The organism is Ewingella americana ATCC 33852 (assembly GCF_000735345.1).
Lineage (GTDB): Bacteria > Pseudomonadota > Gammaproteobacteria > Enterobacterales > Enterobacteriaceae > Ewingella > Ewingella americana.
This window is the reverse complement of the sequence record NZ_JMPJ01000033.1, coordinates 107503-125603: the sequence shown is the minus strand read 5'-3', so window position 1 is coordinate 125603 and position 18101 is coordinate 107503. Positions and strand designations below refer to the sequence as shown.

Sequence of the window (18101 nt, the reverse complement as noted above, 5' to 3'; positions counted from 1 at the left end):
TTAAGCTTAAAAAATGTTCATCTTAGCTGACTGGCGATCTGGCTTGCTTCTTGCTGCCAGCCCGCAGCCAGCGTGCGCACCAGCGCGTCGTAACCATCTTCATTTTGCTTGAGCGTCAGGTTAAAGCTGCGCTGAATGGTCTGCCCATCGCGCGTTAGCACCCAGCTGCCGCTGATCAGCGCAGAGCCGTCATAGCGACCGTGAAAGCCGGTCACATTGACGTTCAACACATCTTGCTCTGCATTGTTGGCTGGCTGTGCTGACACCACGCGCCCCGGCAGGTCTCGACCAAGATAGGTGACCAATGACTGCTGGAGCTGTTGGTCAAGCGGGCTGGCCCACAGGTTGTTTTGGGTCAAGACGTACTGCACGTCATTGGTCTGGAAAACCAGACCGTTGCCCGCTAAGTAGTCCGCGACGCTGACATGCTCAATCCACAACTGACGCTGCTGCCCCTGTGGGAGCAGGCTGCCGCTGTTAGCTGCCGTGGTCGCTGGCGCGTTGCCGACGATAGGCAGCTGATAATAAGTTTTCTGATCGCTACTGCTACAGGCAGTCAGAAACAGTGCTAAGACGACAGGTATCCATTTCATCATTGTTTGGCCTTCTTCGGCTGAGGATCATCTTGCCCAGGGGCGGCGAAAATCAGTGCATTACTCTTACCATTCAAGGTCTTCAGCACCGGCTGCAATTCACGCAGGGTTTTATCCAGACTCTGCATATCTCCCACCAGATTGCTGTAAGCCGGGGAACCAGGCTGGAAGCCTTTCAGGCTGCGATTCAGCTGTATAAGCGTCTGCTGCATATCCTGCGGCAGATTCTTCATCTCTTTGCTGCCCACAATCGCATTCAGCGAATCGAGGGTTTTCTGCGTGGCTTTCATCGTCTTCTGGCTTTCGGCCAGCGTCGTGGTCGCCTCGCGCAGCATAGGTTCGATTGGCAAGCCGTTGATCTTGTCGAGCGTGGTCATCAGCTTCTGCTGAATCTGCGCGAAACCAGCACTCACGGTCGGCAACAGTTTCTGACCATCAATCTGATACGGCCCTTTCCACGGTTTCTCATTTGGATAGAAGTCGAGATCGACATACATCGAGCCAGTCAGCAAGTTAGCAGACTTCATGGAGCCGCGCAGACCCCGAGCAATGCCGTCGCGGATATGGTCAGTGATGTTGAAATCATTACCAATCAGCTGGGCAAAACGGTCTGGCTCGATGCGAATCAGCACCGGAATACGGTAATCATTATCCATCTGCTGTTTCAGCACGTTCATTGGATAAGGCACCTGTGCCACGGTCCCCAGACGAATGCCACGGAATTCAACTGGCGCGCCCGGTTGCAGGCCGCGAATCGAGTCGGAGAAGAACATTACGTAGTCGATGTGCTTGGTGTACAGCGACTCTTGAATGCTGCGTTGGTCGTCAAACAGCTGATAGTTATCGCCATTTTTGGCCGCCGTGCCCTGCTCCCAGCCGTTCGGCACGTCAAAGCTTACGCCGCCGCTGAACAAGGTGGTGAGGGAACCCATCTCGACGCGCATGCCCTGTGCGGACATGTCGAAGTTAACGCCGCTGTCTTTCCAGAAGCGCACGTTATCGGTCACCAAGCCGTCATAAGGCGCACGGATGAATAGCTGATATTTGATATTGCGGGCTTTCGGGTCGAAGTGGCTGGTTTCCACAGTACCCACTTGGAAGCCGCGGAACAGCACCGGGTCACCCGGACTGAGCTGGCCGGAGCGCTCGCTTTCCAGAATAACGCGGATGCCTTGGGCGTCCGGCGAGGCCAGCGGCGGCGAGTCATTCAAGGCATATTGCGCTTTCTCCTCACCTTTATTGCCCGGCTGGAGCTGGATGTAAGCCCCTGAGAGCAAAGTGCCCAGCCCCGAGATACCTTCACGGCCCACCTGAGGTTTCACCACCCAGAAGATGGAGTCGTCGCGCAGCATCTTCTCCATGCCGGAGTTCAGGCGCGCCTTGATGATAACCTGTTGCAGGTTTTCACTCAGGGTGACGCTTTCGACTTTGCCGACATCAACGTTGCGGCTTTTAATGGTCGTTTTACCACCCTCAATGCCCTCAGCGGAGCTGGTGACCAGCGTCACTTCTGGCCCCTGATGGCTGTAGTGGTAAAACAGGATCCAAGCCCCGATTAATGCCGTAACGATCGGAATGATCCACACCGGCGACCAGCGTTTGATCTTCTCGACCTTCGCGGTGCCGTTGTGATTCTCATTGATATTATTTTCCGCCATCTTGTTGCTCCTTCAAAGACTGAACTCCGGCCCGATCCCAAATCAATCTTGGGTCGAAAGTCATCGCGGCGAACATAGTAAGAATAACGACCCCAGCAAATAGCAGTGCGCCGATGTCCGGATAAATACTCATTAGCTGCCCCATTCTGACCAGTGCAGAAAGCACGGCTATGACGAAAACGTCAATCATTGACCAGCGCCCAACAAACTCCACCACTTCATAAATCACGTGCAACCTTTCCCTGTCGATTTGCTTATTACTGTTGGCATCCCAGCACAACCAGCCAATCGCCAGCATTTTCAGCGACGGCACCATAATACTGGCGATGAAAATCACCATCGCCACCGGATAAGAGCCTTCACTCCACAGCAGCACCACGCCCGCCATAATGGTCGAAGTGATTTTGGTGCCGAGGGCCTGAGTTATCATGATTGGCAATAAATTGGCCGGGATGTAGAGCAGCAGTGAGGTGACCAGCAGCGCCATGGTCCACTGTAGGCTGTTTTTGCGCCGCGCGTGGCCCTTAGTTTCACAGCGGCTACACACCGACTGCTCGACGGGCAAAATCGCCATGCAGCAGTGGCAAGAACGCAGCCCCTGACTGAGACCACTTTCGCCAATTTTCAGCGGCTGAGTCAGGCGCGGCGCGGGTTCGACCTGCTGCCACAGCCAGTAACGATCGGTACATTGGAAGGCGCGCAGTTGCAGCAGACAGAACAGCACATAAGGCAGGAAGCTGGTGCCAACGCCGACGTCGCCATAGGCCATCAGCTTGACGAAACTGACGAGCACCCCGGCGAGGAAAATCTCCACCATGCACCAAGTTTTGAGGCGGAAAAGCGTGCGCGCAATGCTGACTTTCCACTGGGTGGAGAGCCGCGTGTTCAGGCAGAGAACAATGATAGACAGCATGCAAATCGCTGGCAGGAGCTGGACAACTATCATGAACAGCGACGCCATACTGGCATAGTTATCAGACACTAATACCCGAGGGATCTGCACCAGCGTCACTTCGCTGCTCAGCCCGGCGACATTCATATTAACAAAGGGGAAAAGGTTGGCGAGCAGCAGCATAAACAGCGCGCTGATGGCGAAGCCGATAGGACGTTTACGAGGTTCTTTCCAGCGGGAGGTCAGCGTGGTGTGGCAACGCGGACACTTCGCCTTTTGCCCGATGGCAATAACCGGGATCTCCACCAACAAGTCGCATTGTGGACACAAAATGTGCGGGTCATGGACATGAGAACACACAGTTAACTCCTCAAGTGCGCTAAGGGCAAAAGCTGTGCAGACGACGCGCTCCCTGCTCGTCTGCACAGCTGAGGGCAAACTTAGCCGTTTTTCTGCGCTTCCAGCGCTTCCCAACGTTCAAAAGCCTGCTCTAATTCCTGCTCTGCCGCAGCCAGTGCGTTCAGCACCTGCTGCGTTTCGTCATGCGGACGAGTGAAGAAGTTGGCATCACTCATCTGCTGTTGTAAATCAGCAATGCGAACTTCAAAGTCGCTGATTTGTTGCGGTAAAAGTTCAAGCTCGCGCTGCTGATTATAGCTGAGCTTATTCGCCGTGCGTTTAGCAGGTTCTGTCTTCGGCTGCGGCACAGCTTTCGTTTCAGTGGCTGCAACCTGACGAATAGGCTTCTGGTTACGGCGCTGATGCTGTGCGTCATGGTAGCCGCCAACATAGCTGTTGATCACGCCATCGCCTTCATAAATCCAGCATTCAGTGGCTGAGTTATCAACAAATTCACGGTCGTGGCTTACCAGCATCACGGTGCCCTGATAGTTGTCGATCATCTCTTCCAGCAGCTCGAGGGTTTCCACATCCAGGTCGTTGGTCGGTTCATCGAGAATCAACAGGTTGCTTGGACGCAGGAACAATTTCGCTAACAGCAGGCGGTTACGCTCACCACCGGACAGGGCTTTGACTGGCGTCATCGCGCGTTTCGGGTGGAACAGGAAGTCCTGCAAGTAGCCCAACACGTGGCGAGAACGGCCATTGACCATCACCTCTTGCTTACCTTCAGCAAGGTTGTCCATCACGGTGCGCTCTGGATCTAACTCGGCGCGGTGCTGGTCGAAGTAAGCCACTTCCAGCTTGGTGCCGCAGTGAACGCGGCCGCTGTCGGCCTGAAGCTGGCTCAACATCAGTTTCAGCAAGGTGGTTTTACCACAGCCGTTCGGGCCAACCAGCGCGATTTTGTCGCCACGTTGTACCTGTGCGGAGAAATGGCTGACCAGCTGTTTGCCGGAGATGGCGTAGCTGACATCTTCCATTTCGAAGACGATTTTGCCGGAGCGGCTCGCCTCCTCCACCTGCATTTTCGCCGTGCCCATCACTTCGCGACGCTCGGAGCGCTCGCGACGCAAGGCTTTCAGTGCGCGAACGCGGCCTTCGTTACGGGTGCGGCGCGCCTTGATGCCTTGACGGATCCACACTTCTTCCTGCGCCAGTTTTTTGTCGAACTCGGCGTTTTGCAACTCTTCCACGCGCAGCGCTTCTTCTTTCGCCAGCAGGTAAGTTTCGTAATTGCCCGGGTAAGAGACCAGCTTGCCGCGATCGAGATCGACAATTCGGGTCGCCATATTGCGGATAAACGAACGGTCGTGGGAAATGAAGATAATGCTGCCCGGGAACTCCTTAAGGAATTCTTCCAGCCAGCCAATACTTTCAATGTCCAAGTGGTTGGTCGGTTCGTCGAGCAGTAAGACCTGCGGAGAACTGACCAGCGCGCGGCCCAGAGCTGCCTTACGCAGCCAGCCGCCGGAGAGCGATTTCAGCTCGGTGTCGGCGTCTAAACCCAGTTGCAACAGCACTTCGTTGATACGGCTGTCGAGCTGCCACAGGCCCTGATGGTCAAGGATTTCCATCACCTGAGACAGTTTGTTCATGTTTTTCTCGCTCGGGTCAGACTCCACCAGATGAGAAATCGCGTGGTAGGCTTTCAGATGCTCAGCCTGCTCGGCAACGCCTTCAGAAACGAAGTCGAAAACCGTGCCTTCCACGTTGCGCGGCGGGTCCTGTTGCAGACGCGCCACAATCAAATCTTGCTCGTAAACGATGCGGCCATCATCTAGTGGCACTTCGCGGTTGATGATTTTCATCAGCGTCGATTTACCGGCACCGTTACGGCCTACCAGACACACGCGCTCGTTTGGCTCGATGTGTAATTCGGTGTTATCCAACAGCGGCGAGTCACTGAATGACAGCCAGGCACCTGACATACTAATTAACGACATAAACTTTATTTTTCCTCGCCGGCGTGGGACAGCAGCCAGCAGTTATGAATTTGACGATTACGGGCGAAATCCTGCGACAGGGTTTGGCTGGTGATCTCTTTTGCGCTCAGACCGAGTTTGCTCAGCCCGTCGAGATCCATTTGGAAACCGCGCTTGTTGTTGGAGAACATGATGGTACCGTTGCGACGTAAAATACGCTTCAAATCTTTCATTAATGCCAGATGATCGCGTTGAACGTCGAAACTGTCGGCCATGCGTTTTGAGTTTGAGAAAGTCGGTGGATCAATGAATATCACGTCGAACTGCTCGTCACACATGCCCAAATATGAGAGGCAGTCAGCCTGAATCAGGCGATGCTGGCGTCCGGTCAAGCCGTTAGCCCGCAGGTTCTTCTCTGCCCATTCGAGATAAGTACGCGACATATCTACCGTAGTAGTACTGCGCGCGCCGCCAAGACCCGCGTGAACGCTCGCCGTGCCGGTATAAGCAAACAGGTTGAGGAAGTCTTTACCGTTGCTCATTTCACCCAGCATTTTACGCGCAATGCGGTGATCAAGGAACAGGCCGGTGTCCAGATAGTCAGTCAGGTTCACCCACAGCTTGGCGTTATACTCTTCCACCAGCAGGAATTCGCCTTTTTGGGCCAGTTTCTCATACTGATTTTTGCCCTTCTGGCGCTCACGCGTCTTCAGGATCAGCTGGCTGGAGGAGATATCCAGCACCGAGAGCGTGGCGTTAATCACGTCGAACAGGCGCTGGCGGGCTTTCTGCGCATCGACGGTTTTCGGCGGCGCATACTCCTGCACCACAATTTTGCTGCCGTAGCGGTCAACCGCCACGTTGTAGTCTGGCAGGTCAGCGTCATACAGGCGGTAGCATTCGATACCCTGCTGCTTGGCCCACTTCTCTAGCTTTTTCACGTTTTTACGCAGACGGTTGGCGAAGTCTTCCGCAATTTGCGCACCAGCAGCACCGGCCGGGTTCTCAGCCAACTGATAGTTTTTCTGCACGCATTCCAACGGGCCGTTTTTCGCCTTGAATTGACGATCGGCGCGCAGTTGCAGGCAGCTCAGAAGCTCCGGCGAGGCGCTGAACAGCGACAACTGCCAGCCGCCAAACTGCGTCTTCATGATGCGGCCCAGCAGGTTGTGCAAGGCAATCAGCGCGGGTTCGCTTTCCAGTCGCTCGCCGTATGGCGGGTTGCTGATAACCGTGCCGGTCGGGCCTTCTGGCAGTGGGTTAGTCAACTTGCCGACTTCTTTGGCATCAAAGCTAATCAGCTCAGAAACCCCGGCGCGACGGGCGTTGGCACGGGCCATTTCAATCACGCGGCGGTCAATATCTGAGCCGAAGAAGCGAGAAGTGGTTTCCTGCACTGCGCGGCGCGTACGCACCTGCGCCTCGGCGGTCAGTTCACGCCACAGCTCGGCATCAAACTTGTTCCAAGCCGTAAAGCCCCAGTGTTGGCGATGCAGGCCCGGCGCGCGGTCGGCTGCGATCATCGCCGCTTCAATCAGCAAAGTCCCGGAGCCACACATTGGGTCAACCATCGGCGTACCGACTTGCCAGCCTGAACGCATCACGATGGCGGCCGCCAGACTCTCTTTCAGCGGAGCCTGACCCGTCAGGTCGCGGTAGCCGCGCTGGTGCAAGCCTTCGCCGCTCAAATCCAGAGCTACACTGGCGGTATCACGCTGCAAAAATACGTTAACGCGGATGTCTGGTTGCTGTTTCGCCACGTTTGGACGTTGGTCAATTTTGCGGGTGAAGCTGTCAACGATGGCGTCTTTCACTTTCAACGCGCCGTATTGGCTGTTACGGATCTCATCGTTCAGCCCGCTAAAATGCACTGCGAAGGTTTTATCGACGCCGAAAATTTCCGGCCAGTCGATTGCCATCACACCCAGATAAAGGTCTAAGTCACTGTGGACTTTAAATTCATTCAGAGGCAAAAGAATACGCGAAGCCAGACGGCTCCAAAGCAAACTTTGGTACAGCAGGCGATCGTCACCTTCAAAATGCACCCCTCCCTGCACAACTTTGCAGGCTTGCGCACCCAGCGTTTCCAGTTCGCTTTTTAAAAGTTCTTCCAGTCCACGCGCCGTGCTGGCAAACAAAGAGTTCATATCGACATATCACCAAAAAGAAAATAGTTGCGCATTATAGCTAATCCAGCCAGCTTGTCATAAAGTCTCTGGTCATCATAAAAAATATAACCGAATTCAAAGGAGGCACGATCCCGTGGCTACCCTTTCCCGCCTTTTCGTACACCCTGTTAAATCGATGCGTGGGTTGCAGTTGTCACACGCGCAGGTGACGGCCAGTGGTCTGGCATTTGACCGGCTTTTCATGGTGACCGACCCGCAAGGCACTTTTATTACCGCCCGACAATATCCTCAGTTGGTTCAGTTCACTCCTTCTTTATTACCCGACGGCCTGATGATAACCAGCCCGGACGGCGACACGGTCTGCGTGCGCTTTAGCGATTTCAGCGGTCAGGGCCAGCCAACCGAAGTTTGGGGCAACCACTTCACCGCCGTCATCGCGCCCGACGCGGTGAATCAGTGGCTGAGCGGCTATTTGAAACGCGAGGTGCAGCTGCGCTGGGTGGGCGAAGAGTTAACCCGCCGCGTGAAGAACCACGCCGAAGTACCTCTCTCCTTCGCCGACGGCTTCCCTTATCTATTAATGAATGAAGCCTCGATGCGTGACCTGCAAAATCGCTGCCCGAGCAGCGTCAAGCTGGAGCAGTTCCGCCCTAACTTAGTGGTCAGTGGCGCAGACGCCTATGCCGAGGACACGTGGCAGACCATTCGCATTGGCGAAGTTATCTTTGATTTGGTCAAGCCGTGCAGTCGCTGCGTCTTAACCACGGTCAGCACTGAGCGTGGGCGGAAACATCCGCGCGGCGAGCCGCTGAAGACCTTGCAGGGCTATCGCACGGCGGACGACGGCGCGGTGGATTTCGGCCAAAACATGATTGCTCGCAACACCGGCATGATCCGCGCGGGCGACAGCATTCAGGTGCTGGCGACCAAGCCGCCACGTCCATATTCAGCCGGAGAAGTGATTGAAAGCGTGGCTGCGCCGAAAAACGACAGTAAAAAGCTGGAGATTAATTATCAGGGGACTACGTTCATCGGCAACAACCAGCAGATTTTGCTCGAACAGTTAGAAATGCAAGGGTTACGCATTCCCTATTCATGCCGCGCGGGGATTTGTGGAGCTTGCAGATTGACGCTGGAGTCGGGCGAAGTGTCACCGTTGAAAGCCAGTGCGATTGGCAAAGATGGGACGGTATTGGCGTGCAGCTGTATTCCGAGTTCGGATGTCGTTTTGGGCTAACGTCGGCAATCACAAACAATCAGGCGGAAATCACACCGCCTGATCGTAAAGCTGGCTATTGTCAGCTCGGACCGGCGCTGGCATCAGGCGGTCGTGCATGATCTTAATCGCGTCGCCGAGCACCATGCCGCGCCCTGCCAAGGTCAAACGCTCTTGCGCCAACAGGCACAGGCTGGCGTTATCTCCAGACTCCACCACCAGCAGCGTTGCCTGCTCGCCGCTCTCCATCACCTGCACTTGCGCTATCTGGCCGTTATCGGGCTGGAAAGGACGGGACTGTTGGGTGAAATGCCAGCTTTTCGGCATTAAAGGTTTGAGGAAGCGGAAGGCGACTAATGCGTTCAGAACTAATTCAGCGCGCTGCTCATTGGCTAATTTAATCGCCTTGCAGTGCTCTTCATAATCGAAATATAAGGCGGCGTCATCGACACAAAATGAGGCGTCACCAAATGCATCTGGCGTTAACATTTTTGCTGGAAAGCGCGAACGGAAAATCATGCCATTAGCTAAATCCAACATGAGCCGGTCATGCTCAGCATCAAAATACCAACGCCAATTATCATCTGGTTTGATTTTCATTTCGTTATCCTGTTTGCTCCGAACCCACAATCCGATCACTCGCTATTAAGAAAGACAGCAAAGCAGCATAGGCTTTTTAGTAGAGAGGTTAAATCAGACAAATCTTGAGCTATCGCTGACCTTAATTCAGGCCAGTGGACAAAATATAGACGAGCCGGGTTAATAAATAAACCCCCGGCTGCCTGAGATATGAAAAAATATTAGATATGGGTAACAATATCTTTAATCAAACGTGGTCCGTGATAGATAAACCCGGAATATATTTGTATTAATGAAGCACCCGCCGCCATTTTTTCACGCGCTGAGGTTAAGGAATCTATTCCACCCACGCCAATAATAGGCATCTGTCCTTTAAGTTCATTGGACAGCATACGGATGATTTCGGTGCTGCGGAACTGCACCGGGCGGCCACTTAATCCACCTGCCTGCTCGCAATAATTAAGGCCTTGGATCAATTTACGATCGAGGGTGGTATTTGTGGCGATCACCCCATCCATATTATGGCGAACCAAACTGTCGGCTATTTGGATCAATTCTTCTTCTGAAAGATCCGGCGCGATCTTAACTGCCACAGGAACATATTTCTGATGGCGCTGCTGAAGTTCAAGCTGCTTATTTTTAATCGCCGCCAGTAAATCATCCAGCGCTTCGCCATACTGAAGCGAACGCAATCCGGGGGTATTAGGTGAGGAAATATTCACCGCGATATAGCCCGCGTACGGATACACCTTCTCCATACAGGTCAGATAATCGTCTTTACCATTTTCCACCGGGGTGTCTTTATTCTTGCCAATATTGATGCCAAGAATTCCACCAAAGTGTGAACGCTTTACATTATTGACCAGATTATCCACGCCCAGATTATTAAAGCCCATGCGGTTGATAAGACCCTCGGCTTCAACGACGCGGAATAAGCGCGGCTTGTCATTACCTGCCTGTGCGCGCGGCGTCACCGTCCCCACTTCGACAAAACCAAAGCCCATCGCGCCGAAGGCATCAATGCACTCGCCGTTTTTATCCAGCCCGGCGGCAAGACCTAATGGATTTTTAAAAGAGAGCCCCATGCAGCTAACCGGTTTGGTTGGCACGGATTGGCGAATAAGGAATTCAAAAGGTGAACCTGAAAGGCGGCTCAGCTGGCGGAAAGTTAACTCATGCGCGTGCTCTGGGTCGAGCTTAAACAGTGCTTTCCTGACAAGTGGGTAATACATGAAGACTCCTGGGTCCCGTGGCTAGACGGGGCGGTATTATCGACTAACATCCGAGCAAAGGGAAACGAATCACGACTAAAATCCCCTATCCGCGCAATCGATACCCTTTTATTCACCTGTTGATCACCTTTCCTTTACCTTTGCAGCATCTCTTAAACCGGTTTTTGGCTATATATAGTCAAAATTTAGATTTCCAGTCCCCCGCCCGCGCCTGTTAGCTTTAAACCACTAAGTTAAAGAAAATGATGAATCTATAATTTTTGGTTATAAGGAGTAGTGATGCGCGTTATATCCCTCGCAGGCAGCCCGAGACAACCTTCACGTTCATCGGCGTTATTGGCTCTGAGCCATCGCTGGTTGGCCTCTCGCGGCGTTGAAGTGATTTCCTACAGTTTGCAGGACTTCAATGCAGACGATCTGCTGTTCGCCAACTTCGGCAGCCCGCAGTTGAAAAAGCTCATCGCACAACTCGCTGACGCGGATGGCCTGATTGTCGCCACGCCGGTCTATAAAGCCTCTTTCTCCGGCGCGTTGAAAACCCTGCTGGACCTGCTGCCTGAGCGCGCGCTAGACCATAAAGTAGTGCTGCCTCTCGCCACGGCGGGCTCTATCGGCCACATGCTGGCGGTGGATTACGCCCTGAAACCAGTGCTGGCTTCGCTGAAAGCGCAGGAAGTGCTGCAAGGCGTTTTCGCCGACGACAGCCTGATCACCGACTACCAGACCTTCCCGGCCACGCTGCAACCCGCGCTGAATGAGCGCCTTGAAGAGTCGCTGGAAAACTTCTATCTGGCCCTTAGCCGCCGTCGCCCTATCCCGCACTCTGCCACTCAGAATTCTGCGGCGAGTATTGGCGTCTGACTGCACTAACAGGAGTTTGCTGATGCCATCCACCCTTTCCTTAATACGCCGCCTGCCGGTAATTGCCGGGCTAATGGCCGCCATGGCCTTCGGTGCACAGGCCGCCACGCAGGTTGAAAAAGACCCGGCGACCTTCCGCATAGCTTACCAAAAAGGCTCCGTCGGGCTGGTGCTGGCGAAATCGCATCAGTTATTAGAGAAGCGTTTTCCGCATACCAAAATCAGCTGGGTTGAATTCCCCGCTGGCCCGCAAATCTTGGAAGCACTGAACGTCGGCAGCATTGATTTGGGTGGAACCGGCGACCTTCCGCCGCTGTTTGCCCAAGCCGCCGGGGCGGATTTGCTGTATGTCGGGCAAGAGCCGCCGAAGCCTCTCGCCGAGGTGATTCTGGTCGACAGCAACAGCCCGATTAAAAGCGTTGCCGAGCTGAAAGGTCACAAAGTCGCCTTTCAGAAAGGCTCCAGCTCGCACAACCTGCTGCTGCGTGCGCTGCAACAGGCTGGCCTGAAGTTCACTGATATCAAACCGGTTTATCTCACGCCGGCCGATGCCCGCGCCGCCTTCCAGCAGCACGATGTCGATGCTTGGGCAATTTGGGATCCCTACTACTCGGCGGCCAAGCTGCAAGGCAACGTTCGCGTGCTGATTGACGGCACCACGCTCAACCAAACTGGCGCGTTCTATCTGGCACCGAAGCAGTACACCGAGGCCAATCCGCAGTTTATTCACCAAGTGTTAGCGGTGTTAACGCAGGCCAACGCGCTGGTGAAAACCGACCGCGCGCAGAGCATTCAGCTGCTTTCCAAAGCCATGGGGCTGCCAGAAAACGTGATTGCCAGCTATCTGGATCACTTGCCTGACTCGCCGATCACCCCGGTGGACGCGCGTACCGAGAAAGCCCAGCAGGCCACGGCTGACCTGTTCTACCAAAACAAGATTTTACCTAAGCAGGTCGTGATCAAAGACCGAATCTGGCGCGACGCCGCCACTCACTAAATTAGCAGAATAAAACAGCCGCCCTCCCAAGCAAGGGCGGCGATCAGAGAGGAGTAAATCACATGAGTCTGAACGTTTTCTGGTTTTTACCGACCCACGGAGACGGTCGCTATTTGGGCACCGACAAAGATGCCCGCACCGTTGACCACGGCTATTTGCAACAAGTGGCACAGGCGGCTGATCGTCTGGGCTTCGGCGGCGTTTTGCTGCCAACCGGCCGCTCATGTGAAGACTCTTGGCTGGTGGCCGCCTCGCTTATCACCGTGACGCAAAAGCTGAAGTTTCTGGTGGCGCTGCGTCCAGGGATTATCTCCCCGACCCTTGCGGCACGTCAGGCTGCGACGCTCGACAGGCTGTCCGGCGGCCGCGCGCTGTTCAATTTAGTCGCCGGTGGTGACCCGACCGAGCTGGCGGCGGAAGGTTTGCATCTCAGCCATAAAGAGCGTTATGAGTCTGCCGCCGAGTTCACTCGCATCTGGCGTCGAGTGCTGGAAGGCGAAACCGTCGATTACGAAGGCAAGCACATTCACGTCAAAGGGGCCAGCCTGATGCAGCCGCCGGTGCAGTTCCCGCGCCCGCCGCTCTATTTTGGTGGCTCTTCGGACGAAGCGCAGGATCTCGCCGCCGAGCAGGTCGAGCTGTATCTCTCGTGGGGCGAACCGCCGCACTTAGTGAAAGAGAAAATTGAGCAAGTGCGCGCTAAGGCCGCGGCTCAAGGGCGCACCCTTCGCTTCGGCATTCGGCTGCACGTCATCGTGCGCGAAACCACTGAAGAGGCGTGGCAGGCGGCTGATCGCCTGATTGCAAATCTCGACGATGAAACCATTAAGAAAGCGCAGGCCGCTTTCGCGCGAACTGACTCCGTGGGCCAGCATCGTATGGCGGCATTGCACGGCGGCGATCGCAATAAACTGGAAATCAGTCCGAACCTGTGGGCTGGCGTCGGTCTGGTGCGCTCCGGCGCAGGCACCGCGCTGGTGGGCGATGGCCCAACCGTCGCCGCCCGTATGCAGGAATACGCGGATTTAGGCATCGACACCTTTATTTTCTCCGGCTACCCGCACCTTGAAGAGGCTTATCGCGTCAGCGAGTTGCTGTTCCCACATCTGGATCTGGCGAAACAGGATCAGGACAGCACGGTGAAACGTGCCATTGAGGCTCGCGGCGAACTGGTGGCCCATGACTTCGCACCAAAACACGCTTCGGCCGAGCAGTAAGGAACATCAGCATGCATAGCAAAACCTCACATCGCTGGCTGGACCGGATTTTACCTTGGATTGTGCCGGTAGCGCTGATTGGCGGGTGGCAACTGGCGGTTGAAGCCGGATGGCTTTCAGACCGCATTCTGCCCGCGCCGAGCGCGGTCATAGAGGCATTCTGGACACTGGCCAAAAGCGGCGACCTGTGGCAAAACCTGAAAATCAGTACCTATCGCGCACTGATTGGTTTTGTGATTGGTGGCAGCCTCGGGCTGCTGCTGGGCTTTATCACCGGCCTGTCGCGCTGGGGTGAACGCCTGCTCGACAGCTCCTTGCAGATGCTGCGTAACATTCCGCACTTAGCGCTGATCCCATTGGTTATCTTGTGGTTCGGCATTGACGAAACCGCCAAGATTTTCCTGGTGGCGCTCGGCACCCTGTTCCCTATTTACCTCAACACTTACCACGGCATCCGCAACATTGATCGCGGTTTGCTGGAGATGGCGCGCAGCTACGGCCTGTCCGGCTTGCCGCTGTTTATGCAAGTGGTTCTGCCGGGCGCGCTGCCGTCAATCATGGTCGGCGTGCGTTTCGCGCTGGGCTTTATGTGGCTGACGCTGATCGTCGCCGAAACCATTTCGGCCAATTCGGGGATTGGTTATCTGGCGATGAACGCCCGCGAATTCCTGCAAACTGACGTGGTGGTGGTGGCTATCGTGCTGTACGCCATTCTCGGCAAACTGGCGGATATTCTGGCCCGTTCGCTGGAGAGCGTTTGGCTGCGCTGGCACCCCGCTTACCAGAAAAAACAAGGAGATGCCGCATGAGCAACACCACTCGTATTCCACAAGGCACGCCGGTGACCTTGTCCGGCATCAGCAAAAAGTATGGCAACCGGACGGTGCTCAATGACATCAATCTGCGCATTGCCCCCGGCCAGTTTGTCGCCGTGGTTGGCCGCAGCGGCTGTGGCAAAAGTACCCTGCTGCGCCTGCTGGCCGGACTGGAGAAAACCACGCAGGGCGAGCTTCTTAGCGGCAGCGCGCCATTGAGCAACGTACGCGAAGATACCCGACTGATGTTCCAAGACGATCGCCTGCTGCCGTGGAAAAAGGTGATTGATAATGTCGGTCTGGGGCTGAAAGGCGCATGGCGCGAAGCCGCACAGGCCGCGCTGGAAGAGGTCGGTTTGGCGGATCGCGCTAACGACTGGCCTTCGGCACTGTCTGGCGGGCAGAAGCAGCGCGTGGCCTTGGCCCGTGCGCTGATCCACCGCCCTCGCCTGCTGCTGCTCGATGAGCCTTTAGGCGCACTCGACGCCCTGACGCGCATTGAGATGCAGGGGCTGATCGAACGCCTGTGGCAACAGCATGACTTCACCGTTTTGCTGGTAACTCATGACGTCAGCGAGGCGGTGACCGTGGCAGATAGAGTGATTTTGATTGAGCAAGGCGAGATAGGTTTAGACTTACAAGTCGACTTGCCGCGCCCGCGCCGCAAAGGCTCGGTACGGCTGGCAGAGCTGGAGGCCGAAGTGCTGGAGAGAGTGTTAACGCCTTCTGCGCCAGCGAGCGAGGCGCGTCGCGCTCAGGTTTAAGCTTCTCACTTTACCTCACTTCAGCAAAGAGAAAGGGCGATGTTTCCATCGCCCTTTTTTGTGTCTATTTATGCCCAAGTCACCTGATGCGGCAATTACGCATCCAGCGCTTTAGACACTTTCTCGAACAGGTCACCGGAGAGGTTTTCAAGTCCTTTCAACTGCTCCAGCGCGCTACGCATCAGCGCCTGACGTTGGCTGTCATAGCGTTTCAAGCGGATCAGCGGCTCAACCATGCGCGCAGCAACCTGCGGGTTACGAGTGTTCAGGTCAGTCAGCATTTCCACCAAGAACTGGTAGCCACTGCCGTCGACCGCGTGGAACGCAGACGGGTTAGCCGAAGCGAAGGCACCCACCAGCGAGCGAACGCGGTTCGGGTTGCTCATGGTGAAGGAGCGGTGAGTCAGCAACGAACGCACTTTCTGCAAGACATCCGCCGCCGGGCTGGTAGCCTGCTGAATGAACCATTTGTCCATCACCAGACCATCCTGATGCCAGCGCTCGTCGTAAGCCGCCAGCAAGGCTTCACGGCAAGGCAGCTGGGCAGAAACCGCCGCAGACAGCGCCGCCAGTGAGTCAGTCATGTTGTCAGCCTGTTCGAACTGGGCTTTAACAATCTTGTCAGCCTGAGCCACGTCGCCAAAGGCCAGATAGTGCAGGCAGATGTTGCGCAGTGCGCGTTTGCTGATATCAGCATGGGTCACGCGGTAAGCCGGCAGGCTGTTGGCATGGTAAACGGCGAGGAATTCGTCGCTCATTTCCGTCGCCAGACAGCGAGTAATGGCTTCGTGAACCGCGCTGATCGCTTCTGGATCGATAACCTCGAACAGCTCCGCGATTTCGTTTTCCGATGGCAGCGTCAGGATCTGCGCCGCGAGGCCCGGATCGATGCTCTCATCCAGCAGCACCGCGCGGAAAGCGTCGGCCACGTGCAGCGGCAGAGACAGCGGCTGTTTCTGCTGGTGGCGCGCTACGTTGAGTTTGATGTAAATCGCCAGCAGACTCTGTGCTGAATCCCAACGCGAGAAGTCGTTACGCGCGTGTTTCATCAGGAAGGTCAGCTGGTGATCGCCATATTTGTAATCCAGTTTCACCGGCGCGGAGAATTCGCGCAGCAGCGACGGCACCGGCTGGTATTCCACATCTTCGAAGATGAAGGTCTGCTCGGCTTCGGTCACGTTCAGCACGTTGCTGACCACGCCGCCATTTTGCTTGAGCGCAATCACATTGCCTTGCGGATCATAGAGTTCGATATCCAAAGGAATGTGCAGAGGCAGCTTCTCAGACTGGTCCGCCGTCGCCGGGGTTTTCTGGCTGACGGTCAAGGTGTACTGCTGTTTTTCCACGTCATAGTCGTCGCGCACGGTCAGCACCGGAGTACCCGATTGGCTGTACCAGCGGCGGAACAGGGAGAGGTCCACGTTGGACGCATCTTCCATCGCCTGCACGAAGTCGTCGCAGGTCGCCGCGCTGCCGTCATGGCGTTCGAAATAGAGCTGAATACCGGCCTGGAACTTCTCTTCGCCCAGCAAGGTGTGCAGCATTCGAATGACTTCTGAACCCTTCTCATACACGGTCAGCGTATAGAAGTTGTTCATTTCGATGACTTTTTCCGGGCGAATTGGGTGCGCCATTGGGCTGGCGTCTTCCGCAAACTGCGCGGCGCGCATGACGCGCACGTTGTCGATACGGTTAACCGAGCGTGAACCCAGATCAGAGCTGAACTCTTGATCACGGAAGACGGTCAGGCCCTCTTTCAGGCTCAGCTGGAACCAGTCGCGACAGGTCACGCGGTTACCGGTCCAGTTATGGAAGTATTCGTGGCCGATCACGGCTTCAATGCCCAAGTAGTCTTTGTCGGTAGCCGTTTCTGCTTTCGCCAACACGTATTTGGAGTTGAAGACGTTCAGACCTTTGTTCTCCATCGCGCCCATGTTGAAGAAATCAACGGCAACGATCATGAAGATGTCGAGGTCATATTCGAGGTTGAAACGGGTTTCATCCCACTTCATCGACTGCTTCAGAGACTCCATCGCCCAGTCGGCGCGGTCCAGATTGCCACGGTCAACGAACAGCTCCAGCGCCACGTCGCGGCCAGAACGCGTTTTAAAGGTGTCGCGCAGCACGTCGAAATCACCCGCCACCAGCGCAAACAGGTAGCAAGGTTTTGGGAACGGATCTTCCCATTTAATCCAGTGTTTGCCGCCTTCAAGCTCGCCCTGATCGATACGGTTGCCGTTGGACAACAGGTACGGGTAGCGCGCTTTGTCAGCCACGATGCGGGTGGTGAAACGCGCCAGAACGTCCGGGCGGTCCAGATAATAGGTGATGTTGCGGAAACCTTCGGCTTCACACTGAGTACAGAGCGCCACGCCAGACAGGTAGAGGCCCTGAAGCGCGGTGTTTTTGGACGGGTGAATTTCGTTAACGATGCTCAGTTCAAAGGCATCCGGCAGACGGTCGATAGTCAGCGTGTTTTCAGTCAACTGGTAGCTTGGCCAATCCTGACCATTCACTTTCAGGCTAATCAGCGTCAGACCTTCACCATCCAGAACCAGAGAAGCGCCTTCTGCGCCCTGGCGTTTAATCTGGCTGACCGCGGTCACTACCGTGGTTTCTGCATCAAGTTCAAAGTTGAGGTCGATGTCGGTGATGGTGTAATCCGGCGCACGGTAGTCGTGGCGGTATTTGGCTTGTGGCAGTTGAGTCATAAAAAACCTTTTAACGTTTTCGTCAATCGTGACGACGTTTGTTGTTGGGTTAGACGCCAGAGCATCCCTAAACGGCGGCGCTACAGCTTGTAAAGCTTTCCTAAACTTTACCA

At 55.3% G+C, this 18101-nt stretch carries 14 protein-coding genes; 6 read left to right on the top strand and 8 right to left on the bottom strand.

The annotated features are described in order from the left end of the window. Positions 1–17: 17 nt before the first annotated feature. The 5 genes from pqiC to rlmKL all read right to left on the bottom strand — a co-directional run bounded on the left by pqiC (position 18) and on the right by rlmKL (position 7614). Positions 18–596 carry a membrane integrity-associated transporter subunit PqiC gene (gene pqiC, locus GEAM_RS05340; RefSeq protein ID WP_034789287.1) on the bottom strand — a complete coding sequence of 193 codons (579 nt, stop codon included), beginning with the start codon at positions 594–596 and terminating at the stop codon, positions 18–20. Next, positions 593–2251 carry an intermembrane transport protein PqiB gene (gene pqiB, locus GEAM_RS05335; RefSeq protein ID WP_034789285.1) on the bottom strand — a complete coding sequence of 553 codons (1659 nt, stop codon included), beginning with the start codon at positions 2249–2251 and terminating at the stop codon, positions 593–595. The genes pqiC and pqiB overlap by 4 nt, the downstream gene beginning before the upstream one ends. Further along, positions 2238–3503 (bottom strand): membrane integrity-associated transporter subunit PqiA, encoded by a 1266-nt coding sequence (pqiA, locus tag GEAM_RS05330; protein WP_034789283.1) that lies wholly within the window; start codon positions 3501–3503, stop codon positions 2238–2240. The genes pqiB and pqiA overlap by 14 nt, the downstream gene beginning before the upstream one ends. Positions 3504–3583: 80 nt before the next feature. Further along, a complete protein-coding gene (locus GEAM_RS05325) occupies positions 3584–5488 on the bottom strand; it encodes an ABC transporter ATP-binding protein (RefSeq protein ID WP_034789282.1) in 1905 nt (634 codons plus the stop codon). 5 nt (positions 5489–5493) lie between these two features. Beyond that, entirely contained in the window at positions 5494–7614 is a 2121-nt protein-coding gene (gene rlmKL, locus GEAM_RS05320) for a bifunctional 23S rRNA (guanine(2069)-N(7))-methyltransferase RlmK/23S rRNA (guanine(2445)-N(2))-methyltransferase RlmL (RefSeq protein ID WP_034789281.1), read from the bottom strand. Between the two features lie 115 nt (positions 7615–7729). Here rlmKL and GEAM_RS05315 point away from each other — a divergent pair, with 115 nt between their 5' ends. Then, positions 7730–8833 (top strand): YcbX family protein, encoded by a 1104-nt coding sequence (locus GEAM_RS05315; protein ID WP_034789274.1) that lies wholly within the window; start codon positions 7730–7732, stop codon positions 8831–8833. Between the two features lie 30 nt (positions 8834–8863). On the opposite strand, the gene GEAM_RS05310 is transcribed toward GEAM_RS05315, so the two are convergent. Then, positions 8864–9412, bottom strand: coding sequence for a cell division protein ZapC (locus GEAM_RS05310; RefSeq protein WP_034789272.1), 549 nt, complete (start codon positions 9410–9412; stop codon positions 8864–8866). A gap of 200 nt (positions 9413–9612) precedes the next feature. After that, a complete protein-coding gene (pyrD, locus tag GEAM_RS05305) occupies positions 9613–10623 on the bottom strand; it encodes a quinone-dependent dihydroorotate dehydrogenase (protein WP_034789270.1) in 1011 nt (336 codons plus the stop codon). Positions 10624–10902: 279 nt separating this feature from the next. On the opposite strand from pyrD, the gene ssuE reads away from it, so the two are divergent. The 5 genes from ssuE to ssuB all read left to right on the top strand — a co-directional run bounded on the left by ssuE (position 10903) and on the right by ssuB (position 15277). Then, a complete protein-coding gene (gene ssuE, locus GEAM_RS05300) occupies positions 10903–11484 on the top strand; it encodes an NADPH-dependent FMN reductase (RefSeq protein WP_034789269.1) in 582 nt (193 codons plus the stop codon). A 22-nt stretch (positions 11485–11506) separates the two neighbouring features. After that, positions 11507–12481 carry a sulfonate ABC transporter substrate-binding protein gene (locus GEAM_RS05295; RefSeq protein ID WP_034789268.1) on the top strand — a complete coding sequence of 325 codons (975 nt, stop codon included), beginning with the start codon at positions 11507–11509 and terminating at the stop codon, positions 12479–12481. A 62-nt stretch (positions 12482–12543) separates the two neighbouring features. After that, complete coding sequence (gene ssuD / locus GEAM_RS05290) at positions 12544–13698, top strand: FMNH2-dependent alkanesulfonate monooxygenase (protein ID WP_034789267.1); 1155 nt, start codon at positions 12544–12546, stop codon at positions 13696–13698. An 11-nt stretch (positions 13699–13709) separates the two neighbouring features. Beyond that, positions 13710–14507, top strand: coding sequence for an aliphatic sulfonate ABC transporter permease SsuC (gene ssuC / locus GEAM_RS05285; RefSeq protein ID WP_034789266.1), 798 nt, complete (start codon positions 13710–13712; stop codon positions 14505–14507). Beyond that, entirely contained in the window at positions 14504–15277 is a 774-nt protein-coding gene (ssuB, locus tag GEAM_RS05280) for an aliphatic sulfonates ABC transporter ATP-binding protein (RefSeq protein WP_034789265.1), read from the top strand. Before ssuC ends, ssuB begins: the two co-directional genes overlap by 4 nt. A 95-nt stretch (positions 15278–15372) precedes the next feature. Here ssuB and pepN read toward each other — a convergent pair whose 3' ends face one another. Beyond that, on the bottom strand, positions 15373–17988 hold the full coding sequence (pepN, locus tag GEAM_RS05275) for an aminopeptidase N (protein WP_034789263.1): 2616 nt from the start codon (positions 17986–17988) through the stop codon (positions 15373–15375). Positions 17989–18101 lie beyond the last annotated feature (113 nt).

Coding starts and splice junctions, on each gene's coding strand:
- pqiC (WP_034789287.1), bottom strand. CDS start 596: ATGATGAAATGGATACCTGTCGTCTTAGCACTGTTTCTGACTGCCTGT.
- GEAM_RS05325 (WP_034789282.1), bottom strand. CDS start 5,488: ATGTCGTTAATTAGTATGTCAGGTGCCTGGCTGTCATTCAGTGACTCG.
- ssuE (WP_034789269.1), top strand. CDS start 10,903: ATGCGCGTTATATCCCTCGCAGGCAGCCCGAGACAACCTTCACGTTCA.
- pepN (WP_034789263.1), bottom strand. CDS start 17,988: ATGACTCAACTGCCACAAGCCAAATACCGCCACGACTACCGTGCGCCG.
- ssuC (WP_034789266.1), top strand. CDS start 13,710: ATGCATAGCAAAACCTCACATCGCTGGCTGGACCGGATTTTACCTTGG.
- pyrD (WP_034789270.1), bottom strand. CDS start 10,623: ATGTATTACCCACTTGTCAGGAAAGCACTGTTTAAGCTCGACCCAGAG.
- pqiB (WP_034789285.1), bottom strand. CDS start 2,251: ATGGCGGAAAATAATATCAATGAGAATCACAACGGCACCGCGAAGGTC.
- rlmKL (WP_034789281.1), bottom strand. CDS start 7,614: ATGAACTCTTTGTTTGCCAGCACGGCGCGTGGACTGGAAGAACTTTTA.
- ssuD (WP_034789267.1), top strand. CDS start 12,544: ATGAGTCTGAACGTTTTCTGGTTTTTACCGACCCACGGAGACGGTCGC.
- ssuB (WP_034789265.1), top strand. CDS start 14,504: ATGAGCAACACCACTCGTATTCCACAAGGCACGCCGGTGACCTTGTCC.
- GEAM_RS05310 (WP_034789272.1), bottom strand. CDS start 9,412: ATGAAAATCAAACCAGATGATAATTGGCGTTGGTATTTTGATGCTGAG.
- GEAM_RS05295 (WP_034789268.1), top strand. CDS start 11,507: ATGCCATCCACCCTTTCCTTAATACGCCGCCTGCCGGTAATTGCCGGG.